General features: G+C 72.4%; 24 protein-coding genes. 14 read left to right on the forward strand and 10 right to left on the reverse strand.

The window, feature by feature from the left end:
* Positions 1-8: 8 nt before the first annotated feature.
* Complete coding sequence (locus ACIQOU_RS11570) at positions 9-959, reverse strand: NADP-dependent oxidoreductase (RefSeq protein ID WP_401536185.1); 951 nt, start codon at positions 957-959, stop codon at positions 9-11.
* A gap of 70 nt (positions 960-1,029) precedes the next feature.
* Between ACIQOU_RS11570 and ACIQOU_RS11575 the strand changes: the two genes are divergently transcribed.
* Complete coding sequence (locus ACIQOU_RS11575; protein WP_401536186.1) at positions 1,030-1,998, forward strand: GlxA family transcriptional regulator; 969 nt, start codon at positions 1,030-1,032, stop codon at positions 1,996-1,998.
* Positions 1,999-2,002: 4 nt separating this feature from the next.
* On the opposite strand, the gene ACIQOU_RS11580 is transcribed toward ACIQOU_RS11575, so the two are convergent.
* The gene (locus ACIQOU_RS11580) at positions 2,003-2,566 is read right to left on the reverse strand and encodes a TetR/AcrR family transcriptional regulator (RefSeq protein WP_401536187.1); all 564 of its coding nucleotides are present in this window, start codon (positions 2,564-2,566) and stop codon (positions 2,003-2,005) included.
* Entirely contained in the window at positions 2,563-2,925 is a 363-nt protein-coding gene (locus ACIQOU_RS11585) for a DUF1304 domain-containing protein (protein WP_401536715.1), read from the reverse strand. The genes ACIQOU_RS11580 and ACIQOU_RS11585 overlap by 4 nt, the downstream gene beginning before the upstream one ends.
* Before the next feature lie 270 nt (positions 2,926-3,195).
* Between ACIQOU_RS11585 and ACIQOU_RS11590 the strand changes: the two genes are divergently transcribed.
* The 5 genes from ACIQOU_RS11590 to ACIQOU_RS11610 are packed head-to-tail and all read left to right on the forward strand — an operon-like array spanning position 3,196 to position 7,498.
* Positions 3,196-4,881, forward strand: coding sequence for an ATP-binding protein (locus ACIQOU_RS11590; RefSeq protein ID WP_401536188.1), 1,686 nt, complete (start codon positions 3,196-3,198; stop codon positions 4,879-4,881).
* Positions 4,882-4,886: 5 nt separating this feature from the next.
* Complete coding sequence (locus ACIQOU_RS11595) at positions 4,887-5,297, forward strand: roadblock/LC7 domain-containing protein (RefSeq protein ID WP_030043913.1); 411 nt, start codon at positions 4,887-4,889, stop codon at positions 5,295-5,297.
* On the forward strand, positions 5,294-5,665 hold the full coding sequence (locus ACIQOU_RS11600) for a DUF742 domain-containing protein (protein WP_401536190.1): 372 nt from the start codon (positions 5,294-5,296) through the stop codon (positions 5,663-5,665). Before ACIQOU_RS11595 ends, ACIQOU_RS11600 begins: the two co-directional genes overlap by 4 nt.
* Entirely contained in the window at positions 5,646-6,251 is a 606-nt protein-coding gene (locus tag ACIQOU_RS11605) for a GTP-binding protein (protein ID WP_401536192.1), read from the forward strand. The genes ACIQOU_RS11600 and ACIQOU_RS11605 overlap by 20 nt, the downstream gene beginning before the upstream one ends.
* The gene (locus ACIQOU_RS11610) at positions 6,248-7,498 is read left to right on the forward strand and encodes a cytochrome P450 (RefSeq protein ID WP_401536193.1); all 1,251 of its coding nucleotides are present in this window, start codon (positions 6,248-6,250) and stop codon (positions 7,496-7,498) included. The genes ACIQOU_RS11605 and ACIQOU_RS11610 overlap by 4 nt, the downstream gene beginning before the upstream one ends.
* Positions 7,499-7,545: 47 nt before the next feature.
* On the opposite strand, the gene ACIQOU_RS11615 is transcribed toward ACIQOU_RS11610, so the two are convergent.
* A complete protein-coding gene (locus tag ACIQOU_RS11615; RefSeq protein WP_401536194.1) occupies positions 7,546-8,577 on the reverse strand; it encodes a 7-epi-alpha-eudesmol synthase in 1,032 nt (343 codons plus the stop codon).
* Positions 8,578-8,946: 369 nt separating this feature from the next.
* Between ACIQOU_RS11615 and ACIQOU_RS11620 the strand changes: the two genes are divergently transcribed.
* Positions 8,947-9,921: a cation diffusion facilitator family transporter gene (locus ACIQOU_RS11620; RefSeq protein WP_401536195.1), complete on the forward strand. Its 975-nt coding sequence runs from the start codon at positions 8,947-8,949 to the stop codon at positions 9,919-9,921.
* 114 nt (positions 9,922-10,035) lie between these two features.
* Here the strand turns inward: ACIQOU_RS11620 and ACIQOU_RS11625 are convergent, their stop codons facing one another.
* Positions 10,036-10,479 (reverse strand): nitroreductase family deazaflavin-dependent oxidoreductase, encoded by a 444-nt coding sequence (locus ACIQOU_RS11625; protein WP_401536197.1) that lies wholly within the window; start codon positions 10,477-10,479, stop codon positions 10,036-10,038.
* Positions 10,480-11,007: 528 nt separating this feature from the next.
* Between ACIQOU_RS11625 and ACIQOU_RS11630 the strand changes: the two genes are divergently transcribed.
* The 4 genes from ACIQOU_RS11630 to ACIQOU_RS11645 all read left to right on the forward strand — a co-directional run bounded on the left by ACIQOU_RS11630 (position 11,008) and on the right by ACIQOU_RS11645 (position 13,781).
* The gene (locus ACIQOU_RS11630; protein WP_401536199.1) at positions 11,008-12,207 is read left to right on the forward strand and encodes a cytochrome P450; all 1,200 of its coding nucleotides are present in this window, start codon (positions 11,008-11,010) and stop codon (positions 12,205-12,207) included.
* Between the two features lie 12 nt (positions 12,208-12,219).
* On the forward strand, positions 12,220-12,414 hold the full coding sequence (locus tag ACIQOU_RS11635; RefSeq protein WP_401536200.1) for a ferredoxin: 195 nt from the start codon (positions 12,220-12,222) through the stop codon (positions 12,412-12,414).
* Between the two features lie 136 nt (positions 12,415-12,550).
* Positions 12,551-13,078, forward strand: coding sequence for a flavoprotein (locus ACIQOU_RS11640; protein WP_401536201.1), 528 nt, complete (start codon positions 12,551-12,553; stop codon positions 13,076-13,078).
* A gap of 28 nt (positions 13,079-13,106) precedes the next feature.
* On the forward strand, positions 13,107-13,781 hold the full coding sequence (locus tag ACIQOU_RS11645; protein ID WP_401536202.1) for an ankyrin repeat domain-containing protein: 675 nt from the start codon (positions 13,107-13,109) through the stop codon (positions 13,779-13,781).
* Positions 13,782-13,802: 21 nt separating this feature from the next.
* On the opposite strand, the gene ACIQOU_RS11650 is transcribed toward ACIQOU_RS11645, so the two are convergent.
* A complete protein-coding gene (locus tag ACIQOU_RS11650) occupies positions 13,803-14,777 on the reverse strand; it encodes an endo alpha-1,4 polygalactosaminidase (RefSeq protein WP_401536203.1) in 975 nt (324 codons plus the stop codon).
* A gap of 254 nt (positions 14,778-15,031) precedes the next feature.
* Here ACIQOU_RS11650 and ACIQOU_RS11655 point away from each other — a divergent pair, with 254 nt between their 5' ends.
* Together ACIQOU_RS11655 and ACIQOU_RS11660 are read left to right on the forward strand one after the other, a co-directional pair.
* Positions 15,032-16,000, forward strand: coding sequence for an aldo/keto reductase (locus ACIQOU_RS11655; RefSeq protein WP_401536205.1), 969 nt, complete (start codon positions 15,032-15,034; stop codon positions 15,998-16,000).
* Positions 16,001-16,480: 480 nt separating this feature from the next.
* Positions 16,481-18,295 (forward strand): ricin-type beta-trefoil lectin domain protein, encoded by a 1,815-nt coding sequence (locus ACIQOU_RS11660; protein WP_401536206.1) that lies wholly within the window; start codon positions 16,481-16,483, stop codon positions 18,293-18,295.
* Between the two features lie 10 nt (positions 18,296-18,305).
* Here the strand turns inward: ACIQOU_RS11660 and ACIQOU_RS11665 are convergent, their stop codons facing one another.
* From ACIQOU_RS11665 to ACIQOU_RS11675, 3 genes are all read right to left on the reverse strand, one after another.
* On the reverse strand, positions 18,306-19,562 hold the full coding sequence (locus ACIQOU_RS11665) for an arsenic transporter (RefSeq protein ID WP_401536716.1): 1,257 nt from the start codon (positions 19,560-19,562) through the stop codon (positions 18,306-18,308).
* A gap of 80 nt (positions 19,563-19,642) precedes the next feature.
* Positions 19,643-20,350: a DUF4232 domain-containing protein gene (locus tag ACIQOU_RS11670; RefSeq protein ID WP_401536207.1), complete on the reverse strand. Its 708-nt coding sequence runs from the start codon at positions 20,348-20,350 to the stop codon at positions 19,643-19,645.
* A 129-nt stretch (positions 20,351-20,479) separates the two neighbouring features.
* The gene (locus ACIQOU_RS11675) at positions 20,480-21,847 is read right to left on the reverse strand and encodes a serine/threonine-protein kinase (protein ID WP_401536208.1); all 1,368 of its coding nucleotides are present in this window, start codon (positions 21,845-21,847) and stop codon (positions 20,480-20,482) included.
* Between the two features lie 45 nt (positions 21,848-21,892).
* Here ACIQOU_RS11675 and ACIQOU_RS11680 point away from each other — a divergent pair, with 45 nt between their 5' ends.
* Complete coding sequence (locus ACIQOU_RS11680; RefSeq protein WP_401536209.1) at positions 21,893-22,444, forward strand: RNA polymerase sigma factor; 552 nt, start codon at positions 21,893-21,895, stop codon at positions 22,442-22,444.
* A gap of 23 nt (positions 22,445-22,467) precedes the next feature.
* Here ACIQOU_RS11680 and ACIQOU_RS11685 read toward each other — a convergent pair whose 3' ends face one another.
* A complete protein-coding gene (locus ACIQOU_RS11685; RefSeq protein ID WP_401536210.1) occupies positions 22,468-24,891 on the reverse strand; it encodes a SpoIIE family protein phosphatase in 2,424 nt (807 codons plus the stop codon).
* Positions 24,892-25,011: the final 120 nt, after the last annotated feature.

Genomic DNA, 25,011 nt, shown 5'->3' on the forward strand with positions numbered 1-25,011 from the left:
GAGCCGGATCAGTCCATCAGCAGGACCAACTTCCCGGCGGTGCGCCCGAGTTCACCGATCCGGTGCGCCTCGGCCGCCTCCGCCAACGGGAAGGTGCCGGCGATCGTGGGGCGCAGCTTCCCCGCCTCCACCAGCTCCGCGATCGCCCGCATCCCGCTGTGCGAGGCGTCCACCAGCATCCGCACCGCCCGCACCCCGAGCCGTGCGGCCTCCTCGTACAGTTCGTCGGAGCCGACCGGCAGGATCGACACCACGATCCCGCCCGGGCGCAGCACCCGCAGCGAGTCCACGGACGTCGCGCCGCCGAGGGTGTCGAGGACCACGTCGACGTCCTTCACGGCCTCGGTGATGTCCGTCTCCCGGTAGTCGAGCGGCTCGTCGACGCCGATCTCGCGCAGGAAGTCGTGCTTGCCCGCGCTCGCCGTGCCGATCACATACGCGCCGCGCGCCTTGGCGATCTGCGTGGCCACATGACCGACCCCACCGGCCGCCGCGTGGATCAGCACCCGCTGCCCCGGGCCCACCTCGGCCGTCTCCACCAGCGCCTGCCAGGCGGTGAGGGACACCAGCGGCAGCGCCGCCGCCCGGGTGTGGTCGAGCGCGGCCGGCTTGTGGGCGAAGGTGCGGGCCGGGGCGGTCACGTACTCGGCGTGCGAGCCGTGGCCGAACGGGTAGGACAGCATGCCGAAGACCTCGTCGCCGGGCCGGAACCGGGCGACGCCGACCCCGACCGCCTCGACCACGCCGGAGACGTCCCAGCCCAGGACGAACGGCGCGGCGCCGAGGAAACCGCCGGTCGCGCGGTGCTTCCAGTCGGTCGGGTTGACGCCGGCGGCCCGGACCCGGACCAGTACCTCGTTGGTGCGCGGCTCGGGCCGGGGGAGTGCGACCTCCTTGAGGACCTCGGGGCCGCCCAGGGTGTCCTGGCTGATGGCGCGCATCGTGTGCTCAGTGCTCATGGTGACCAGCCTGCTCCTGGTCGCCCGGCAGGAAAATGGCATGATGGCCATCGTTCGATAGAATCGTGCCATGCGTGCGACGAGAGAGCCCCACCGGGTCGCGGTGCTGGCCCTGGACGGGGTGTATCCGTTCGAACTGGGCATGCCGAGCCGGATTCTCGGCCTGGCCGCCGACCGCTACACCGTGCTGACCTGCACCGTCGACGGACGCCCGGTCCGCACCCACGCCGACTTCACGATCACCCCCGAACACGGCCCCGAGGCCCTCACCGACGCGGACACGGTGATCGTCCCGGCCGTCGACCCGTCCCGGGTGGGCGCCGAGCTGCCCGGGGAACTGTCGGCCGCGCTCGCCCTGATCCGCCCCGACGCCCGCATCGTCTCCATCTGCACCGGCGCCTTCGTGCTCGCCGCCGCCGGACTCCTCGACGGGCGCCGGGCGACCACCCACTGGCACCTCGCCGACCGGTTCCGCGCCCTGTTCCCGCACATCGACCTCGACCCGGACGTCCTGTTCGTCGCCGACGGCCGCATCCTCACCTCGGCGGGCGCCGCCTCCGGCGTCGACGTCTGCCTGTACCTCGTCCGCGAGGACCACGGCAGCGAACTCGCCAACACCGTCGCCCGGTTCTGTGTGGTCCCGCCGTTCCGGGACGGCGGCCAGGCCCAGTACATCGAGCAGCCGGTCCCGCAGGACGGCGCGGCGAGCACCGCCGCCACCCGGGCCTGGGCCCTGGAGCGGCTCGGTGACCCGCTCACCCTCACCGACCTGGCCCGGCACGCCCGGATGAGCCTGCGCACCTTCGCCCGCCGCTTCGGCGACGAGGTCGGCATGAGCCCCGGACGCTGGCTGATCCAGCAGCGGATCGGCCGCGCCCGGCACCTGTTGGAGACCAGCGACCTCTCCGTGGACCAGATCGCCGGGCACGTCGGCTTCGCCACCGGCGCCTCGCTGCGCCAGCATCTGCACGCCGCGATCGGGGTCTCCCCGCAGGCCTACCGGCGCACCTTCCAGGCGGCGGACCGCCGGCTCTCCTGACCGCTCACCGGCTCGCGTGCAGGGCCACCAGCAACTGCCAGACCTGGTCGGCGATGGCGGCCGCGTCACCGGCCAGCAGACCGTGCAGCCAGTCGGCCAGCACCCCGGCGAACGTCGCCGCCACCGCCGTCGCGACCAACGGGGCGTCCGCCGCGCCCGCCCGCTCCCGTTCGCGCAGGCTGTACGCCCGCAGGTCCAGGTGGAGCAGCTTGCCGAGTGGGCCGCCGCCGCCCGGGGTGAGCAGCGTCCGGTACAGCTCGGCGTGCGGGGCGAGCGAGGCGAAGAACTCCGCGAGCGCGGGCGGGGCGTGCACCGGATCGGGGCGCCCGGTCCAGGAGTGCAGCGCGCTCACGCCCTCCCGCACGACGTCCGCGCAGGCGTCGACGGCCAGCGCCTCCAGGCCGTCGTAGTGCACATAGAACGTGGCCCGGCCGACCCCGGCCCGGCGCACCAGCGCGGCCACCCCGACCTCGGCCAGCGGGCGTTCGGCGCACTCCGCGAGCAGCGCCGCCCGCAGCCGGGCCCGGGTGCGGGCGGCCCGCGGGTCCTGCGGGGCGGACCGGCTCACCGGGCGACGAGCACGGCGGCCAGCGCGACGGCGCCGGGCAGCGCCTGCGCGAACAGGATGCGCCGGTTGGCCGTGACGGCGCCGTACACCCCCGCGATCACCACGCACACCAGGAAGAAGACCTGTACGCGAAAACCGGTCGGATCGGCCGCGATCAGCCCCCAGACCAGGCCGGCCGCCAGAAAGCCGTTGTAGAGGCCCTGGTTGGCGGCGAGCGGGGCGGTCGTACGGGCCAGTTCCGGGTCGAACCCGTGCAGTCCGCGCCCCGGCTTCTTCTCCCAGAGGAACATCTCCAGGACCAGGATGTACGCGTGCAACAGGGCCACCAGGCCGACGAGAACGTGCGCGAGGATCTCCACCACGGTTCCTTTCATGGGTACCTGTCCCGCTCTTCCTGGACAGGTGTCCACTGTAGCTGGACACCTGTCCCGAAGGTCATGGGGGTGCCTTGACGGAATCCTCACTTCTGGTGAGTGGCCGAGGTTGATCCTTTTGCATTAGAACCCGATAAGCTCCCCATCAGCGCTGCGAGTTACTGATCGTCTCTGGTCGTCTCGCGGTGCATCCGCATGAGTTGCGACCCTCTTCGCGACCCCCGTTGTCCGCTCGCGTTGCTTCGAAGGATGCAGATGGAACTCGCCACACCGCCCCCGGCGGCGCGGCCCCCTGTCGCCTGGTACAGCTGGTGGCTCATGCCGCTTGCCTTAGGAGGCGGGACGGTCGCCACCACGTTCATGAGTTCGGAGCGCCTCGCCGTCACCGTCGCGGGTGCCGCCGCGACGGTCGTCAGCACGGTCTGCGTCCGCGTACTGCTGCGCACCCGGGCCCAGTTGAGCCGCTCCGAGGGCTCCTTCCGTACCTCGCAGGCCGAGCACTCGCAGCAGTGGCAGCAGCATGTGACGGGCCTGGAAAGGAAGTTCAGCGCCGAACGGGCCTCCCAGGAGACTCGGCTCGCCGAGCAGGCCGGTCACTACGAGAGCCAACTCGCTGAGCAGGCCGCCGCGTTCGAGGCCCGGCTGACCGAGCAGGTCAAGGCGTACGAGGCACAGCTCGTCGACCAGGCCGAGGTCTGGCAGGAGCAGATCGCCCACCAGCACGCCGCCGTCGCCACGCTGGCCGGCCAGCAGCTCCCCGAGGCGCTGGCGCGGTTGCGCGCCGGTGACGCGGTGGACGACCTGCTGCCCACGGCCAACAAGTGCGCCAAGGTCGACGCCGACCTCCAGGGCGAACTGCGCAAGGTGCTCAGGACCGCGTTGATCGGGGTCGAGGAGGAGTTCAACCGCTCCACCTCCGCCGAGCAGGCCGTGATCGGCATCGGCAACCGCATCCACGTCCTGACCAGCAAGCTCCGTGGCCGACTGCACGAGATGCAGGGCGAGCACGGCAGGCTGCCCGCCGTCGCGCGCGGTCTGATGGAGCTGGACCAGGAGATCGGCCCCGCCGACTGTCTCGCCGCGAGCATCGGTGTGCTCGGTGGTTCGGACCGTCCCGGACGCCAGTGGCAGGAGCCGCAGCGGCTGCTCAGCGTCGTCCGCGGCGGCATCGGCCGGATCAAGGACTTCCACCGCGTCGAGGTCCGTCAGCTGCCGGAACTCGGCGTCGACGGCGGCCTGGTGGACCATCTCACGCTGATCTTCGCCCACCTCCTGGACAACGCAGCCCGCTACTCGCCGCCCACCGAGCCGGTGGTCGTCTCCGGCAAGGAGGTGCCCAACGGCGTCGGGATCGAGATCCAGGACTCCGGCAAGGGACTCAGCGAGGAGAAGAAGCGTGAGGCCGAGGACGCCCTCACGGGAAGCGCCGCCGGACCCGGCATCGGCGGTGTCTCCGAGGACGCCACCATCGGCCTGCGGGTCGTCGGCGCCCTCGCCCGCCGCTACGGCATCCGCGTGACCTTCGCGGACTCGCCGTGGCTCGGTACCTCGGTGGTGATCGTCGTTCCGCACAAGTACTTCAGCCAGTTGCCCACGGCCCAGGCGGCCCCGGCGGTCCCGGTCGCCCAGGCGTCCACGGCCACCCCGGCCAGGGAATCGGCGGGCCCGGAACGTCCGGTCCGCGCCGGCGCGAGCGAGACCGAAGAAACGGTGGACACCACACCCGGCGGACTGCCCAGACGGCGCAGCAGAAGGAACGAACCGGACCCGGAACGGACCGCCGCACGGACGGAGGAGACCACTCGCGTCTCCGCCGTACCGCCCGACGAATCCTTCGCCGGTCTGGCCGCCTTCGCGACCGCCGGCCGTGAGTCCACCGAGGAGGACCCGGCGTTCGCCGTCCGGCCGTCCACCGAGCACCGCACTGAAGAGAGCGACTAGTCCCCATGACGCAACAGGGAACCGACGTGAGCTGGGCGCTCCGCGACCTGGTGGAGAGCATCCCGGAGATCCGCTTCGCCCTCGTCGCCTCCAGCGACGGCAAGGCGATCACCTCCTTCGGCGCCGAGGACCCCGACGACGTGGACCGGTTCGCCGCCGTCGTCGCCGGGCTCCAGGCCCTGGCCCAGCCGGTGGCCGAGCAGTTCCCCAAGTACGCGGGGCAGCTGCGGCTGGCGATGATCGAGGTCGACGGGGGACATCTCTTCGTCGTGCGCGCGGGTGTGGAGACGTATCTCGGAGTGCTGGCCCGCGAGGGTCTTGACCAGGGTCTGCTCGGACACCAGATGAGGGACCTGGCCCGCAGGATGGGTGAGCTGCTCGGCACCACTCCGCGCCTGGAGGAGCACTCTGGATGAGTGCTCCCCGCCGACCCACGGACCCGTCCGGTCTTGAGCGTTACTACGTCCTCACGGGAGGGCGTAGCGGACCGGGCGGTTCCGCGTCGAGTCTCGACGTGGCGACCCTCATCGTCTCCCTGACCGCTCCCGTGACGGGTACGCAGCATGAGCACGAGGAGATCCTCCGGCGCTGCCGCGATCCGCTCTCGGTGGCCGAACTCGGTGCCCACCTCGGATTGCCCTTCAACATTCTCGCGGTGCTGCTGGCCGATCTGCTTGAGGCAGGCCGTGTCGAAGCCCGTGACCCGATCCCGGCGCACGACGCCGGTCGCGGGCCCGACCTCGCGCTCCTTGAGGAGGTACTCAGTGGACTTCAAAGGCTTTGACCATCCCGGCCGGCCGGCCGCCGGGGGCACCCGCTCGGTGAAGGTGATGATCGCCGGCGGCTTCGGTACCGGAAAGACCACGATGGTCCGCTCGGTCAGCGACATCAAGCCGCTGACCACCGAGGAGACCCTCACCCAGGCCAGCGCCGGTGACGACCACCTGATCGGGGTCGCCGACAAGACCCAGACCACCGTCAGCCTGGACTTCGGGAAGATCAGCCTCAACGACAGCCTGATGCTGTACCTGTTCGGCACCCCGGGACAGGAACGCTTCTGGTTCCTGTGGAACGGCCTGTTCAAGGGCGCCCTCGGCGCGATCGTCCTGGTCGACACCCGGCGCCTGGCCTCCAGCTTCCGGGCGATCGAGGAGATGGAGCGCCTGGACGTCCCGTTCGTCATCGCGCTGAACGTCTTCCCCGACTCCACCAACCACCCCATCGACGAGATCCGGGACGCCCTGGATCTCTCCCCGCACACCCCGATCGTGGCCTGCGACGCTCGCGACCGGGCCTCCAGCCGTGATGTGCTGGTGGCCCTGATCCACCATCTGAAGGAACGCTCGGCCGTCGCACTGGAGCCCCGATGAGTGAGCAGCCCTTAAACGATCCGGCCGCCGGGGGAGGCTGCCCGGTCGCCCACGGTTCGGGCGATCTCACCCGGCTCTTCGGGCCCGGCACCGAGAGCGACCAGTCCGGCATCTACGAGCGGCTGCGCAAGGAGCACGGCACGGTGGCGCCGGTGCTCCTGGAAGGTGACGTGCCGGCCTGGCTGGTGCTGGGCTACCGCGACAACCGGCGGGTGCTGGACAATCCGCGCCAGTTCAGCCGGGACGCGCGCAACTGGCGGGACTGGCAGGAGGGACGGATCGAGGAGACGTCGCCGCTCATCCCGATGCTGGGGTGGCGGCCCGACTGCGTGTCCCAGGACGGCGAGGCGCACCGCAGGCTGCGCGGCGCGGTCACCGACGGACTGTTGGCCGCCTCCAGCCGGGGTGTGCGCCGCCATGCCACGTTCTTCGCCAACCAGCTGATCGCCGCGTTCGCCGAGACCGGCCACGCCGACCTGGTGACCGACTACACCGAGTATCTGCCGATGCTCGTGCTGACCCGGATTCTGGGGCTGCCGTCGGCGGAGGGGCGCCGGCTGGCCGAGTCCTGCATCCAGATCCTCAAGGGCGGCGAGGACGCCCTCCTGCACAACGACCGGGTCGTGGAGATCCTCACGGAGCTGGCCGAGCGCAAGAGCGCCGAGCCCGGCTCCGACTTCGCCACCGCGCTCCTCCAGCACCCGGCGGGCCTGGACCGGGAGGAAGTGGTCAGCCATCTGCGGCTGGTGCTGATCACCGGCTACAACACCACCAGCAACCTGCTGGGCCGGGTGCTGCAACTGGTGCTCACCGACACCGCGCGGCTGTCCGGGCTGGTCAGCGGGCAGCTGAACATCACCACCGTGATCGAGCAGACCATGTGGGACACCCCGCCGCTCGCGGTGCTGCCGGGCCGGTTCGCGGCGTCCGACCTGGAGCTGGGCGGACACCACGTCCAGGAGGGCGACCTGCTGATCCTTGGCCTGACCGCGGGCAACGTCGACCCGGAGATCCGCCCCGACCCGACCGTCTCCGTGCAGGGCAACCAGTCGCACCTGGCGTTCAGCGCCGGGCCGCACGAGTGCCCGGGGCAGAGCATCGGTCAGTCGATCATCGAGGTCGCCGTGGACGTCCTGGTGCACCGGCTGATGGGGCTGCGGCTCGCGGTCCCGGCCGAGGAGCTGACCTCGTCGGCCTCCACCTGGGAGACCCGGCTGGACAGCCTGCCGGTCGAGTTCGCCGTCTGACCCCCTCGCCCGGCCGGGATCGCACCGGCCGGGCGAACGGATGTCGGTTACGCGGCCAGCAGGTCGTCCACCGAACCCCGCCCGGCCTGTTCGGCCGTGGCCACGGGCCCTTCTTTGGCCGCCGCGTAGCGGCCGGAGATCAGGGCCCATTCGTAGTTGCCGTTGATCCAGTGCTGGATGGCCTCCACGCCCATCCGCACCCGGGCCCGCTCGTCCGCGTCGAGCCGCAGCTCGTCGCACATCTGCGGGATACGCGCTTCCAGCTCCAGATACTCCGTCAGGCAGTCCATGGTCATGCGGTACGCCTGGTCGGCGGCCTCCTGCCAGCTGAGGGAGCGCTCCCGGTGCAGCACGGCGATCAGGTTGTGGCCGTCGCCCCGGCGCCGTTCGCGCTCGAACGAGTGGATGTCGTTCATGAAGCCGATGGTGTCGGCGGCCAGGTCCCGCATCCGCTCCATCACCGGGTGCGCCATCGCCTGTGCCGGCACCTCGAAACGGCGGCTGCGCTCGCCCGCGTCGATGCTGTGGTGGATGCCGACCGTGCGGCGCCGGAAGAGCGCGTACTCGTCCAGGTCCAGGGTGCCGGCCAGGCCGCGGGCCGCGAGGTCGACCTCCTCGCAGTGCGCGACCAGGAACCGCCCCCAGGAGGCCGCGAACCGGGTCTGCCACGTCAGGGACATGCCAGCTGAGAGGCTGTTCCAGACCTCGGTCCAGGCCAGCGTGATCGGGCAGACCACCCGGGGCCTGGTGCCCGCCGGGCGCAGCGGCGTGACGATCAGTTCACGCGCGACCTCCGCTATCCGGTCGGCGCGGTCGGGCTGCGCCGCGTCGAACTGGTCGTCGAAGAGGAAGGCCAGCGAGAACCAGTTCATCAGGACGACCATGTCGTCCGCCGACGCGTGCGGGTAAGTACGGGCGGCGGCCAGGGGCAGGTCCCACGATGTGTACTCCTCGAACCCGGCGGAGCTGCGGACCAGCCCCATGTCCCAGATCCAGCGCAGATGGCGTGCTCGGGCGTACTCCAGATGCTCGCTGACGGGAGTGTCGAAAGGGAGGTCGAAGGTGACGTCCTGTGGCATGTGCTTCCTTTCGGGAGAGGCGACGCAGGTCCCCCCTGCCCTGCACCTGAGCGGCGGTCAGATCCGCCCACGCACTCGAACAGATATTTCAGGTCAGAAAGGTGATGCGAAGAGCGCTACGAGACTGCCCAGCGCAAAAATGACCTACACCGTGACCTGTGGTGACCTCCGTTACTGCTCAAGCCACTTGAGCTGCGTACACTCCCCTCCCTCCCGGCCGCCCCGACCGCCGCTCACGCTCCGATGGTGGCCCGCGGCGATCGTTCGGCAGGGTAACGATCCAGCCTTTCGCACCGCCGGGACCTGGGCGGCTCACAGGTTGAGGGCCCCTTCGGGTGTGAGACGGGTCCAGCGGGGCAGTCGGCCGGCATGGCTGAGGCACGGCAGGACCCGGGGAAGCAGCAGGACCGCGGTACCCGCGTCACCGTGCTGGTGGCGCTCGCGGCCAATCTCGTCATCGCCGTGGCCAAAGCCGTCGGCGGACTGATCGCGGGCTCCCCGGCGCTGATGTCGGAGGCCGCGCACTCGGTGGCCGACAGCCTGAACGAGGTGTTCCTGCTGGCCGCCCTGCGCCGCAGCCGACGGCCCGCCGACGACCGCCACCCCTTCGGCTACGGCAAGGAACGCTTCTTCTGGTCGCTCCTCGCGGCCGTCGGCATCTTCGTCATGGGCGGCTGCTTCTCCTTCTTCCAGGGCTACGAGGCACTGCGCGACGGCGCCGAGGAGACGTCCGGGGGGTATGTCGTCGGCCTGGTCGTCCTGGGCGTCGCCCTCCTCACCGAGGGCGTCTCGCTGCTGCGGGCCCTGCACCAGGCACGGGGGCAGGGCGGGGTGAGCGGTCTGCGTGACCCGGCGCTGCGCACGGTGATCGCGGAGGACGGCACCGCGGTGCTCGGCGTCACCCTCGCCGCCGTGGGCATGGCCCTGCACATGGTCACCGGGAACGTGGTGTGGGAGGCGTCCGCGTCCTTCGCGATCGGCGCGCTGCTGGTCTTCGTCGCCTACCACCTCGGCAGCCAGGCCCGCGACCAGCTGATCGGCGAGGCGGCGGACCCGGAGACCGACCGCCGCATCCGGGCGGTGCTGGCCGCACAGCCGGAGATCGACAGCGTGGAGGCGCTGTTCACGATGCGGACCGGCCTGGACACGGCCCTGGTGGCGGCGCGGGTCGACCTGGTGCCGGGGATGGACAGCGAGCGGGTCGAGGAGGTCGCCGTACGGATCAAGCGGTCCCTCGTGAACACCGTTCCCGAGGCCGATCAGGTCTTCCTCGACATCACCGACCGGGCGGCGGCGGAGGCAGCACAGAGCCCCGCCGCGACGGGGGAGCGCGGCGGGGCCTGAGATTCGAGTGCCCGGACGGCATCGCATTCATGCGTCCGCGGCCGAAGATTCTTTCGGCGGCCGCGCTGTCGGCCCGAACACCCGTGTCTGCCCTAGTAGTTCACCGGGCCCGTCCTACTCGGCGGGCTCCAGCACGAAGACGGGGATCTCGCGGTCCGTCTTCTTCTGGTAGTCGGCGTAGGGCGGGTAGGCCGCCACCGCCCGCTCCCACCACGCGGCCTTCTCCGCGCCGGTGATCTCGCGGGCCACCAGCTCCTGCTTGACCGGCCCGTCCTGCAACTCCACCCGGGGGTCGGCCTTGACGTTGTGATACCAGACCGGGTGCTTGGGCGCCCCGCCCAGGGAGGCGACCACGGCGTACTGCCCGTCGTGCTCGACCCGCATCAGGGGCGTCTTTCGGATCTTCCCGCTCTTGGACCCCACCGTGGTCAGCAGGATGACCGGCATCCCGGTGTCCTGGAGGGTGGTGCCCTTCGTGCCGCCGGAGCTCTCGTACAGCTCCACCTGGTCGCGCACCCACTGGGTCGGGCTGGGTTCGTACTCGCCCTGAAGAGGCATGTGGCATCGTCCCGATTCGTTGTGTCCTGCGGCTGACATGCACCGGGCGTCAACGCCCGCGCGTGCAGGTTTCATCCCTACCGCACGCGTCCCCGCCGCGACACCCGAACGCCTCCGCTTCCCCCCTGCCGCACCCGCCCCATCGCCCCAACGGGCCCCGCTAAGGCGCCGGATGGCGGTTCCGCGGGCGCCGCCCGGCGAGTTCCGGTCCCCGTCCAGGCCGCCGGACGTCCCGATCGAGCCAACCCCGTGCCCCGCCCGCCGACCACGCCCGACCCGCTCCTCCCGCACCACCGGACGGCGACGGCCCACCCGTCGGCCGGGCCCCGTCAGAGCCGCCACCTCCCCTTCCGCCGGTGGCCATGGCCCGTTCACCCGGCCACCGGAGCCCCGCGCCCGGAGCGCCGACGATCATCCCCGGCCAGAAGACGGGCCCCGCCGATCTGGCCGAACTTCACATCGCCATATAGGTGCCCTGGGCATCTAATAAAGATGCACGATGCACCCCTTTCGTCTGCGAGGTCTTCCATGACGGACACCCGACCCGTCGCCTTCCCCCAGGACCGGACCTGCCCCTACCACCCCGCCACCGGCTACGACCCGCTGCGGGCCGACCGCCCGCTGACCCGCGTCACCCTCTACGACGGTCAGGAGGCCTGGCTCGTCACCGGGCACGCACTCGCCCGCGGCCTCCTCGCCGACCAGCGCCTGTCGTCCGACCGCACCCACCCCGGCTTCCCGGCGATCACCGAGCGCTTCGCCCAGAGCCGCAAGCGGGGCGTCGCGCTGCTCACCGTCGACGACCCCGAGCACCACACCCAACGGCGCATGCTGGTCCCGCGTTTCACCCTGCGCCGCGCCGCCGAACTGCGCCCGCGCATCCAGGAGGTCGTCGACGAGAGCATCGACGCGATGATCGCGGCGGGCCCGAGCGCCGACCTGGTCAGCGCCTTCGCCCTGCCGGTCCCCTCCATGGTGATCTGCGCCCTGCTCGGAGTGCCCTACACCGACCACGAACTGTTCCAGGCGATATCGCGGCGGATGCTGCGCGGCCCGTCCGGCGCCGATGTACTGGAGGCGCGCGACGATCTGGACGCCTACTTCGACGGGCTGATCGACCAGAAGCTCCAGCAGGCCGAGCCCGGCGACGGCGTGCTGGACGAACTCGTCCACGACCGGCTGCGGGCCGGCACGCTCAGCCGCCGGGAGATCACCTCCTTCGCCAGCATCCTGCTGGTCGCCGGGCACGAGACCACCGCCAACATGCTCTCCCTCGGCACCTTCATGCTCCTCCAACAACCCGACCGGCTGGCCGAGTTGAGGGCGGACCCGACGCTGCTGCCCGGAGCCGTCGAGGAGCTGATGCGGGTGCTGTCCATCGTGGACGGCCTGATGCGCCGGGCCACCCAGGACATCGAGGTCGGCGACACCGTCATCCGCGCGGGCGACGGCGTCGTCTTCGCGTCCTCCGTCATCAACCGCGACGAGGAGGTCTACCCCGAGCCCGACACGCTGGACTGGCACCGGCCGGCCCGCCACCACGTCGGCTTCGGCTTCGGCATCCACCAGTGCCTGGGCCAGAACCTCGCCCGGGCCGAGATGGAGATCGCCCTCGGGACCCTCTTCGCGCGGCTGCCGGGGCTGCGCCTGGCCGTCCCGGCCGAGCAGATCCCGTTCAAACCCGGCGACACGATCCAGGGGATGCTGGAACTCCCCGTGACCTGGTAAGAGGCTCCGGGTATGCACATCGACATCGACACTGACGTCTGCATCGGAGCGGGCCAGTGCGCCCTCACCGCCCCGGACGTCTTCACCCAGGACGACGACGGATACAGCACCCTGCTGCCGGGCCGTGAGGACGGCGGCGGCAACCCGATGGTGCGGGAGGCGGCACGGGCCTGCCCGGTCCGCGCCATCTCCGTCACCGACCGCTAGAGACCGGCGGGACGCGGAGCGGAAGAGGCGTCCGGCCCCCACGCCGGGCAGCCCTTCCCGCTCCCCGCCCTCGCGGGCCCCGTGCTTCGAACACCCGAACACGGGGGGACCGTTGGGGTTGAGTAGGGTGCCGCAGATGACCGAACCGGACGCGAAGCCCTTCCTCTATGTCGTCGTCTGCGCCGCGGGCATCGCGGCCGACATCGGCCGCCTGATCACCGCCGCGCAGCAACGGGGCTGGGAGGTCGGCGTCCTCGCCACCCCCGTCGCGACAGCGGGATTCTTCGACGTCGACGCCGTACGGGCCCAGACCGACCGTCCCGTGCGCTCCACCTGGCGCACCCCGGGCGAACCGCGCCCCTTCCCGCCGCCGGACGCCGTCCTCGTCGCACCCGCCACCTTCAACACCATCAACAAGTGGGCCGCGGGACTCGCCGACACCCTCGCCGTCGCCACCCTCTGCGAGGCGTCGGGCCTCGGCGTCCCGGTCGGCGTCCTGCCCTGCGTGGCCGACGCGTTGGCCGTCCACCCCGCCTACCGGCTGAGCCTGAAGCGGCTCGGTGAGATGGGCGTGCGGTTCGGCGCACGGTACTCGGGGGAGCCCGGCGCGGACGGGGCGCGAGCGGAGTTCGGATGGGAGCGGGCGTTCGACCTGATCCGCTGACCGGCCACGGGTCCCTAGACTCGCTGCCATGTCTGGTGCGCGGATCGCGGAATGGGACGGGGTCACTCGTCGGTCGACCTACAAGGAGAAGCTGGTGGCCCGGCGGGACCGGCTCGCCGACGCCGCCCGGGACGCGGACTGGGACACCGTTGTCGACATCCTCGATCTGGAGCGCGGCTGGGTCAACTGCGCCCGGATCGAAGGGCGTAGCGGCTTCACGCCGTTCCACCGGGCCGCCTGGCACGGCGTCCCCGTCGAGACCGCCGAGCTGCTGCTCGACCTCGGTGCCTGGCGCACGTTCCGCACCCATGACGGGCGGCGGCCCCTGGACCTGGCCGTCGAGCGCGGCCACCATCACCTCGCCGACCTGCTGCGCCCCCGGCTGCACCATCCGGTGCCGCAGGACCAACTGGCCGTGCTCCAGGAGCGGTTGCACCTGCTGATCCGGTTCAGGGCGGCCGACGGACACGGCTCCGACCTCCCCGCCCACAACGCCCTGCGGCTGCCGGAACTGGAACTCCTGACCGAACTGGATCACCCGGTCTGCTGGTTCCCGGTGCCGGGCATGTACGGCGGCTTCCGCTTCGAACTGCGCGGCGCCGAACTGGTCGTGGAGAGCTTCATGCGCCGGGCCGAGGGCTCCGAGCGCACCGACCGGGTCACCGTCCACGCCATCGAACTGGAGGAGGGCGGCCTGCTCTGAGCAGGGCAGGCCGCCCCTCGTTCAGCGGACCGTGCGGACGTACGTGTCGCTGCCCGGCGTCGTCACCATGACGTCCCGGCGCACGATGCTCAGCCGCTTGCCGAAGCCCGCGACCGCCTTGCGCAGCCCCTCGCCGGTGTACTCGATGACCACGACCCGGTCGTCGAACGCCTTCGCGTACGCCCCGCACTCGTCGTAGGCCCCGCACTCCTCCGCCACCGCGAAGTCGAGACCGGCCTTCTTGCGCTCCCCGGCCAGCTCGACCGTGTTCTTCTGCGCGATCGCCAGCCCCCGGGCATGCGCGTGCCGGGACAGCAGCTCGATGAACGCGACCGCGTCGGACGCCTTCAGCAGACCGTCGGAGCGGGTGTAACTGTCGTAGTTGTCCGGCTCGACGGCGTCGAAGCCCTTGTCGGCACAGCCGTCGATCCACGCGTTCACCCGCGCCGCCACCCGCTGCCGCTTGGCCGGGGTCCGGATGTCGAGGAGCACCTCGCCCCAGTCCTCGTCGACCACCTGCTCGCCGTTCGCGTCCTTCAGCAGCAGGTCCGACGGCCAGGAGGAGCGCTCCTCCGGCTGCGTCTGGAAGGCGTTGACGTAACAGATGTTGTACAGCCCCGGCGCGGGCTTCGACGCCCGGTCCCGGCTGACGATCCGCACCCCGGACGGCGGCTTGTAGGCCCCGCCGATCTGGTAGTCGAACCCGGCATGACGCGGCGGCAGCCGCAGCGCCCGCGCGGCGGCCGACGGCGTCGCGGCGGCGGTCCCGGACGGCGCCGCAGCCGTCGCGGTGGGCGACGGGGACCGTGGCGGGTGCGAGGGCGCCGGTGTGCTCGGGGCGGCGGAGGACGGTGTCCCCGACGGCGTCGACGCGGGCGCGCCGTCGGCCGGGTCGGGGGAGGAACCGCTACAGCCGGATACGCCGAGGGCCAGGACCAGGCAGGCGCCGACGGCCGTCCCGAGACCTCCGACGCGGGAAACACCCTTGGTGGGCAAGTCCGCTCCATCAATCGCGGGTACGACCCCGCCTCGGACCGACAGCGGGTCCTGGCGACTCGGGCCGGACTTGGACCGTGTCCGCTACCGGCTGGGCGTACCTCTGGGTGCCGCGCGCGAGGCGCCAGCACGTCAGGAGATCCAACCCGCTGGGCCCGGCGGGCGTCAAGCCGAGCTGACGACAACGGCCGGTTCCCGCCGGTCGACGACGTACGCTCCCCTGCGGACACCTCCCAGAGGCAGGAGCAGCAACGATGCAGTACGTGAAGCTCGGTTCGACCGGTCTGGACGTGTCGCGGATCAGTCTGGGCTGCATGACGTACGGGGTCGCCGACCGGGGCGCCCACGAGTGGACCCTCGACGAGGAGACCTCACGCCCGTTGATCCGGCAGGCACTGGACGCCGGCGTCAATTTCCTCGACACCGCGAACGTCTACTCCGACGGCACCAGCGAGGAGATCGTCGGCCGGGCGCTGCGGGACTTCGCACGCCGGGACGAGATCGTGCTCGCCACCAAACTGTGCGGCCGGATGCGCCCGGGACCCAACGGCGCGGGCCTGTCCCGCAAGGCCGTCCTCACCGAGATCGACCACAGCCTCGCCCGCCTCGGCACCGACTACGTCGACCTCTACCAGATCCACCGCTTCGACCCGCACACCCCGGTCGAGGAGACCATGGAGGCCCTGCACGACGTGGTGAAGGCGGGCAAGGCCCGCTATATCGGGGCGAGTTCGATGTACGCGTGGCAGTTCGCCACGATGCAGCACACGGCCGAACGGCACGGCTGGACGACGTTCGTCTCCATGCAGAACCACTACAACCTCCTCTACCGCGAGGAGGAGCGCGAGATGCTGCCGCTCTGCGCCGACCAGGGCGTGGGCGTGCTGCCCTGGAGCCCGCTGGCGCGCGGCCGGCTCACCCGGGACTGGGGCACCGTCACCGACCGCAGCACCACCGACGTCTTCGGCGGCACGCTCTACCCGGAGAGCGACCGTGGCGTCGTCGACGCGGTCGCCCGTGTCGCCGGGGAGCGGGGCGTGCCGCGCGCCCAGGTCGCCCTCGCCTGGCTTCTGCACCAGGAGACGGTGACGGCCCCGATCGTCGGCGCGACCAAGCCGCAGCACCTCCAGGACGCCGTGGCGGCGGTCGAACTCGCCCTCAGCGAACAGGAGTTGACGGAACTACAGAGCCCCTACACCCCGCACGCCATCGCCGGGCACTGACCCGCCGCAGGCCCGGGCGCCGCCGCCGTTCGCGATCCAATGGTTGGCGGCGCCTCGGCGTGAGCGGGCGTGGATGGCCGGATGTGCGGGGAGAGGGTCGTTCAATGGTTTGCGCGGCCCGGGTGTCGAACATCGTCGAATGCCCTGGCCAACAGCCCCTCGAAATAGGGCTGTTGGCCGCGGGCCGACATTGACGGAGTGTCAAACAGCGGTCCACGGTACGCAATGGTCAAAACCGGGGGCTCTCTTGTTGCGCGTTGTTGACCTGTGCAAAGGTGTGGGCTGTCGGCACACAGAACCTTCATATTCCCGCTGTGTGCGCGAGGCTGTTTCCGGTCACCTCCGACCCCAAAAGGGCAGTAGCGAGGGGGTGTTCGGGGTGCCGAACCCTGTACGAGCGGACTCCGTCGCGTTGTCGGCGGGTCCCCATACCGCTTGGTATGGACTTGAAGCCGCATGCCCTTGAGAGGAAATGCAGCCGTGAAAGACGCCGGCCTGTCGAATTCCCCCGCCTCCTCCGACCCCCGGTTCGAGGTCACGGACGAACAACTCAGCGCCGAGCTGAAGAAGTGGACAGGCACGACACCCACGCTGCAACCGGTCGGTGAACTCCTCGACCGCCACTGGGAAGCCGCCTTCGCCTACGCCCGGCTGTGCACCGACGGACCACGCGCCGCCGGGATGCTCACCACCGCCGCCTTCACCCGGCTGTTCGGCGAGTCCATCCGGCACATCGGACCCCCCTCCGCCTGGCGCCCCCGCGTCCTGGTCACCGTCCGCCGCATAGCCGCCGAATGGGACACCGACCGCAGCCGCGAACTGCTCCACCCCGACCTGCGCACCCCCACCGGCGGCCCCGACGACCGGATCGCCGCCCGCCTGCTCCCGCCCGCCGGACGCCGCCTGCTCTCCGGCGCGTTCCAACGGCTGCCGCAGGCCGCCCGCTGTGTGCTGTGGCACGTCGACGTCGAGTCCGAACCGCTGCATACCCCCGCCGCCCTGCTCGGCCTCGACGAGAGCGACGCCCTCGTCGAACTCGACCGGGCCCGCGAACGACTGCGCGAGGAGTGCCTCCAGGTCCACCGCGAACTCGCCCCCGAGCAGGAGTGCCACCGCTATCTGCGGATGCTCGACGTCACCTACCGGCGCGGCGGCCTCACCGTCGACCCCGACCTCGCCGCCCACCTCGCCGGATGCACCCACTGCCGCCGGACCGCACGGCAACTGGCCTGCTTCAACGACGGCCTCGGCGTCGCCCTCGCCGAAGCCGTCCTCGGCTGGGGCGCCCAGGCGTACGTCGAGTCCCGCGCGGGCCTGGCCGAACCGGTGCCCGCACCCGAGGAGAGCGCCCTGCGGGCCATGGCCGGCGAGTCCTTCGCCGGACCGGACACCCCCGCCCCGCGCGCCGTCGGCGGGCGCTCGGCCCACAAGGCCGCCCGGCGCGCCGCCGCCCGCCGCCGCCATCTCGCCGCCGCCGTCCTGACGGTCGGCGCGCTGATCGTCGTTCCGCTGACCCTGTGGGCCGCCCTCGGCCCCGGCGACGACACGGCCGACGGCGCCGCCCCCGCCGCGTCGCCCGAGACCGGCCGTGGCACCTCCGACGACAGCCAGTCCTGGGCGGGCACCGGAGCCGACGGCGAGCTGCACGGCCGCCTCCACAACGTCGACTCCGGGCTCTGCGTCGGCGTCGCGGGCACGGCATCCGCGAAGGTCACCGCCGGTGCCGAGGCCGAGTTGCAGACGTGCTCGACCGCGGCCGGACAGCAGTGGGCGTACGAGAGCGACGGGCTGCTGCGCAGCGGCACGGACCCCAACCTCTGCCTCGACTCCCGGCTCGGCTACGCGGTCCGACTCGCGCCCTGCACCGGTGAGTCGGGGCAGGACGCCCGCAACGTCCGCTACGACTTCACCCTCCAGGGCACCCTGGTCTCGCGCCGCAGCCAGGACCTCGCGCTGACCCCGGCCGCCACCGACGGCTCGGGCGCGCTGGTCCTCAAGACCCGGGGCGACAGCGCCACCCAGCGCTGGGTGTTCGACACCACGAAGGCCGACCTCCAGATGGCGGCCGTCAACTGGGACGCCGAGACCACCGGCAGCCCGACCCCCAAGCCCACCCCCACCCCCAAGGCCGCCAGAACCCCCACCCCGACCCCGACCGCGCCCCCGAGCACCGCCGCGCCGACCCCGAGCGCCGCCACCCCGGCCGTGCCGGACTGCTCCACCCACCCGCACTCCTGCGGTGGCCGGGGCGGCTGGGGGTACGGGAGCGGCGGCGGATACGGCTGGGGCCACTGAGAGCGCCGGGTCAGGCGCCGATCGCCTGGAGCGACAGCCACAGCGCGACGACGGCCGACAGCAGCGCGGCCGGCACGGTCAGCAGGCCGAGCCGGGTGAACTCCCCGATCGCCACCTCCTGCTCGTGCCGCTGCACGATCCGCCGCCACAGCAACGTCGCCAGCGACCCCGCGTACGTGAGGTTGGGGCCGATGTTCACGCCGAGCAGCACCGCGAGGACCGCACCGGGACCCGCGCTCGCCGTCAGCGGCAGCAGGACCAGGACGGCCGGGAGATTGTTGATGAGGTTCGCCAGCACGGCGGCCAGCACGGCGATGCCGAGCAGCGCCAGCACACCGTGACCGGAGGGCAGCACCCGGTCCAGGGCGTCGGCGAGCCCGTTGTCGACCACCGCCCGCACCACCACGCCCAGGGCCAGCACGAACGCCAGGAACGCGGGCGACGCCGACCGCACCACCGCCAGCGGGGTGTCCCGGCGCCGCCACAGCACCCGCCCCGCCAGCACCACGGCACCCGCGCACGCCACCCACGCCGGCTCGATCCCGACGGTGGACGCCACCACGAACCCGGCGAGGGTGCAGCCGACGGTGACCAGCGCGAACCGGGGCAGCTCGGGCGGCTCACCGGGCTCGGGGGAGTGGACCGCGGCGGTCAGGTCGGCGCGGAAGAAGCGCCGGAAGATCAGATACTCGGCGCCCACCGCCACCACCCACGGCAGCGCCATCAGCGCCGCGAACCGGGTGAAGCTCAGCCCGCTCGCCTCGAACGCCAGCAGATTGGTGAGGTTGGAGACCGGCAGCAGCAGGGACGCCGTGTTGGACAGGTGGGCGCAGGCGTAGAGATGCGGTTTCGCGCGCACGCCCGCCCGGGCCGCCGTGGCGAGCACCACCGGCGTCAGCAGCACCACCGTCGCGTCCAGGCTCAGCACGGCCGTGATCACCGACGCCAGCACGAACACCCCGGTCAGCAGCCGTACCGGGGACCCCGCCGCCCGGCGCGCCAGCCACGCCCCGCACGCCTGGAACAGGCCCTCCACGTCACAGCAGTGGGCCAGCACCAGGACCGCCGCGAGGAACCCCACCACCGGCCCGAGCCGGTCGAGTTCCTCGCGCGCGTGGCCGAGGGAGATCGCCCCGGTCGCGACGACGATCCCCGCCGCAGGCACCGCGACCACGGCCTCGGGCAGTCCCTTGGGGCGCAGCACCGCCGCCGTGAGCACGGCGACGAGCAGGACGACGGACAGCGTTTCGGCCAGCGCGGTGTTCAGGGCGGGGTCCTTGCGACGGGATCATGGCGGGAACGCCAACCAAACAGGTCCGGGTAAGAGAGGGGTGAGGACCCCTCGGTTCAGACCCCGCTGCCGGGCGCGAACACGGTCAGCCGGACCGAGGACGCGTTCCCGGAGACGGGCACCTGACCGCCGTTCCACTTCACCTTCAGGGCGTCCCGTTCGTTCGGCGGGGTCACCAGGAGGGTCGCGGGGGTGGCCGCCTGCGCCTCGCTGACCTCGGGGTTGGAGAAGGTCAGGCCCGCCCAGGCGCTGCTGCCGGGGGCCAGCGTCACCGTCTCGGGTGAGCCCTCGCCGCGCTGCGGATTCGGGCCGAGCTGCTTGCCGGACGCGTCCAGGAAAGCGGTGCCGGGGTAGCCGCGCAGGGTGCAGCTGTGCGACGACGTGTTGGTCAGGACGATCGGGAAGTTCTCCTGCCCGGCCCCGGGGTCGTTGCGGCCGACGCTCGCGCGCAGCTCGGAGGTGTGGCAGCGGGTGCTGATGCTGCCGGACGCGGAGACCGCCGCGCTGGGCGTGACCCCGGTGGGGTTCGACGCGTCGGAGCTGCCACCGTTCGACGGTGTCGGTGTCGGCGACGGCACGGCGCTCGGGGTATCGGCGCTCGCGGCGGTCGACGCGTCCCCGGACGCGGGGGCCGCCGTGCCCGACAGGGTGCTCGGGCCGCCCGCCGAGGAGCCGCCGTTGCCGCAGGCGGTCAGCAGACCGAGGAGCGCGACACCGCTCGCCAGCAGGGTCGCCCGGTGGATCACGTGGGATTTGTTCGGCATCTTCCTCAACACTCCCGGATGTCTGCGCGTACCCGGCAGGCCGGGCACGTACGGCGCTTTCTGCCCCGTCACCTCTGTCCGATGCGGGCCGCGCCGGAAAAGTTCGCGCGACGAGCGGAACAGGTCGCGTCACTTTCCGATGCGTACGGAAGCGAGTATGCGACCGGCCTCCGAGGAACCGCCGCTCTGCCGGATCTGCACGTACACCTGCGGCCCAGCGGGATCGGCCACCGGAGTGAGCGCGGCCTCGGTGACCGACCCGGCACCGCCCGGACAGCCGCTCCAGGTGCGCACCCGGCCCTGCCACCGGGCGTCCCGGCGGGTGCGGGCGCCCTCGTAGTGGCAGCCGGGGTGGCTGAGCGCGGCCACCTCGGCCGTGAGGTCGCCCCGGGTGCTCACCCCGGCGAACACGCCGTTCACCCGGGAGCCCAGGTCGGGCCAGCGGCCCAGGTCGTCCGCCACCGCGAACCCCGGCTCATGGCCGCCCGGCAGCCCGAGCACCGCCGGGTTCCAGCCCGACGCCCGCAGCTGCCGGGCCCAGCCGCCCGGCACCTCGGCCGAGACCCGCCCGGTGCTGTCCGAGATCCGGGTCCGCGCCGCGCCGTCCCGCCCGTCGAGCAGCACCGCGCCCACCCCGCCGGCCGCCACCACGGCCACCACGGCGACGGCCACCACCAGCGCCGTCCGCCGCCTGCGGGGCCGTTCACCGGTGGCCGCGAGCCGCTCCAGCTCCTCGGCGAACGCCTCGGCGGTCGGCCAGCGCCGCTCCCGGTCCGGCTCCAGCGCCCGCAGCAGGGCCCGCTGCACCGCCGGGTCGAGACCGGGGCGCAGCCGGTCGGGGCGGACCACCTTGCCCGGCTCGCCCGGCACCACCCCGGTGACCAGGTGGTAGCCGAGCGCGCCCAGGCTGTACACGTCGGCCCGCGCGTCGATCCCGGCCCCCGGCTCCGCCTGCTCCGGCGGCCGGTACCCCACCGACCCGGCGGCCAGCGTCAGCCCGGAGGCCTGCGCCAGGCTCTTGGCCAGCCCCAGGTCGGCCAGCAGCACGCGCGGGGCGGTGCCGGGGGAGGCCCGCAGCAGCACGTTGGACGGCTTGACGTCCCGGTGCACGATCCCCGCGTCGTGCAGCGCCTGCGCGCCCCGCGCCGCCAGCGCCGTCAGCCGCAACGCCTCCGCCGGCGGCAGCGGGCCGCTCGCGATCAGGTCGGCGAGGGTGCCGCCGTCGGCGTACTCCATGACGAAGTACGGCCGCCCGTCCGGGAGTTCACCGATGTCGTAGACCTGCGCCACCCGCTCGGACCCGGCCCGGCGCAGCATCCGCGCCTCGGTGAGGAACCGCTCGCGGACATCGAGCCGGTGGCTCCAGTTGTCGGCGAGGACCTTGACGGCGACCGGCGCGTCCAGCTCGTCGTCGTGGGCCAGCCAGACCGTGCCGAACGCGCCGGTGCCCAGACGTCGTGCGAGGCGATAACGGCCGATCCGTTCGACAGAATGCATACGGCTATCATGCCTGCGCCGGTCCGACCGAGAGAGGGGCGACCCGTGCCCGACCTGGCATCGACCGAGGAGCTGGCCCGGCGCGCCGCCGCCGGGGACACGGGTGCGCTGGAGTCGTTGCTGCGCGAACTGGGGCCCGAGGTGCTGCGCCGCTGCGGGCGGTTCCTGCCGTGCCGCCAGGACGCGGAGGAGGCGGCCCAGGACGTGCTGCTCCAGATCGCCCGCAAGATCACCACCTTCGAGGGCCGCAGCCGTTTCAGCACCTGGCTGTACACCGTCGTCGCCAACTGTTCCCGGCAGAAGTACCGCGAGCTGAAACGCCGCGCCGCCGAGCAGCCGGGACCCATCGACGACGAACGGCACGTCGATCCGCGCACCACCAGCGTCATCGCCGGGTCCCGGCTCGATCTGCTGGAGGCGCTGGACCGGCTGGAGCGCGAACGCCCGCACCTGGTCGAGCCGTTGCTCTACCGGGACGTCTGCCAGCTCGACTACGCCGAGGCCGCCGAACGCGCGGGCATTGCGCTGGGCACCTTCAAGTCCCGTCTGCACGAGGCCCGCAGGCAGGTCAGACCCTGGCTGGCCGAGAAGTCCTAGCGCTGTCAGGGGAGTTGGAGGTTCTACAGCTCCGGGATCTCCTGGACGTCGAAGAGATCCAGCAGGTCCGGGGGGTCCTCCAGGAGGGCGATCTCCGCCCAGATCGTCTTGCCCTCCGTGGTGTGCCGGCTGCCCCAGCGCTGGGTGAGCTGCGCGACCAGGAGCAGCCCCCGCCCGCCCTCGTCCCAGGTCTTGGCGCGGCGCAGGTGCGGCGCCGTGTGGCTGGTGTCGGAGACCTCGCAGATCAGCGTCACCGCGTCATGGATCAGCCGCAGCCGGATCGGCCGGGCGCCGTACCGGATCGCGTTGGTGACCAGCTCGCTCACCACCAACTCGGCCGTGAACGCCGCCTCTTGCAGCTCCCAGGCCGCCAACTGCTCCACGACCTGCTTGCGCATCGGCGCGACCAGCGCGGGGTCCGGCGGAATGTGCCAGGTCGCCACCCGCGACGCCGGAAGCCCCCGGGTGCGCGCCAGCAGCAGGGCCACGTCGTCGGCGACCCCGCCGGCCGGCAACAGCGCGTGCAGCACCCGGTCACACGTCTCGTCCAACGACTGCGCGGGCGCCGACAGCGCTGCGCGCAGCAGCCGGTGCCCCGCGTCCGCGTCCCGTTGTCGGCTCGCCGTCAGACCGTCGGTGTAGAAGGCGAGGACACTGCCCTCGGGCAGTTCGAGATCGGCCGACTCGAACGGCAGCCCGCCCACCCCCAACGGCGGCCCCGCGGGCAGCGTCACCGGGCGCGGCGCCCGCCCCGGCTCCACCACGAACGGCGCCGGATGACCCGCCCTGGCCAGCGTGCAGCGCCTGGACACCGGGTCGTACACCCCGTACAGACAGGTCGCCCCGACCTCGCCGGGGCTGCCCTCGCCGCCGGACTCGGCGGACAGCCGGACCACCAGATCGTCCAGGTGGGTGAGGAGTTCGTCGGGGGCGAGGTCGATGTCGGCGAGGGTACGGACGGCGGTGCGCAGCCGGCCCATGGTGGCGGAGGCCTGGATGCCGTGGCCGACGACGTCCCCGACGACCAGCGCGACCCGCATCCCGGACAGCGGGATCACGTCGAACCAGTCGCCGCCCACCCCGGCCCGCGCGGCCGGCAGATACCGCCAGGCCGCGTCGACGGCGGCGGTGCGCGGCAGGGTGCGGGGCAGCAGGCTGCGCTGGAGGGCGAGGGCGGTGTCACGCTCACGGGAGTAGCGGCGGGCGTTGTCGATGCAGACGGCGGCGCGCGCGGTGACCTCCTCGGCCAGCAGCACGTCGTCCGGGGTGAACGGATCGGGGCGCCGGAACCGCCGCAGGACCGCGACCCCGAGGGTCAGTCCGCGCGCCCGGATCGGCACCGACATCGTCGAGTGGATGCCGACCGCGCGGGCCCGCTCGCTGCGCACCGCGTCGGCCGCCAGCCACGGGTCGAGGCCCTGCTCGGCGAGGACGGCGACCGTGGTGCGCCCGGCGATCAGCGAGTCGGCCTGCGGGGAACCGGCCGGGTAGGGCTCCAGCTGGCCCGGCGTGATGACGGCCTCGGGCGTCCCGGGGTTCACCGACCGGTGCGCGGCCCGCCGCAGCCGGACCGGGGCGGCCGGTGGGCCCGGCGGTTCCCCCTGCTCGTGCGGGTCGAGCAGGTCGACGCTGACCAGGTCGGCGAGCGCGGGCACACAGACGTCCGCCAGCTCCTGCGCCGTTCGGGTGACGTCGAGGGTGGTGCCGATGCGGACGCTGGCTTCGTTGACGAGCTGGAGGCGCTCGCGGGCCAGGTAGTTCTCGGTGATGTCATGGGCGGCCAGACAGACACCCCGGACCCGGCCCTCGCCGTCGGTGACCGGTGCCATGCGGGCCAGCCAGGCGTGCGCGCGGGCCTCGCCGCCGGTGCGCATATAGGTCTGGACGTCGATGGGGAGCCCGGTGGTGAGCACCCGGAGCATGTTCCGCTCCAGCTCCTCGCTCTGCGGGCGGCCGCCGATCTCCGCGAGCCGCAGCCCCTGGATGTGCTCCTCGGGCAGCCCTATGACCTCGGCCATCGCGGCGTTGACCCGGCGCAGCCGCAGCCGGTCGTCGTAGACGGCGACCGCGCACGGCGACTGGATGAGCGCGGCCGTCGCCAGCGGGTCCTGCGGGGCGGGCGGTCCGCCGCCGTCGAGGGAGCTGAACAGCATCCACCGCCCCGGGCCGCCCTCGGGGGGCCGCCGGTGGTGGGCGACCAGCCACACCGGGACCGCCTGCCCGTCGCGGTGACGCAGGGTGAGAGTGCCGTGCCAGCGGATGCCGTCCGGCGGGAGCGGCGGGCCGGTGCCGTCGGCCAGCAGCCGGGCGGCGGAGCGGCCGGTGACCTCACCGGCCGGCCAGCCGAGCAGCCGTTCGGCGCCCGGGTTCCACGCGACGAGCACGCCCGAGTCGTCGACGACGGCCCGCGCCGTCGCCGCTTCGTCGAACGGGTACTCCGCACTCATCGTCGCCACTCCATCGTGCGCACTCACAGTGAACAGGCGTCACGTGAATCCCAGCGTAGTGCGTAGGACCCGCGCGCGGACCCGAACACCTGACGGGTACCCGCCCGCCCGGCACGGCAG

Origin of the sequence: Streptomyces sp. NPDC091279, from assembly GCF_044757465.1 — a bacterium.
GTDB lineage: Bacteria > Actinomycetota > Actinomycetes > Streptomycetales > Streptomycetaceae > Streptomyces.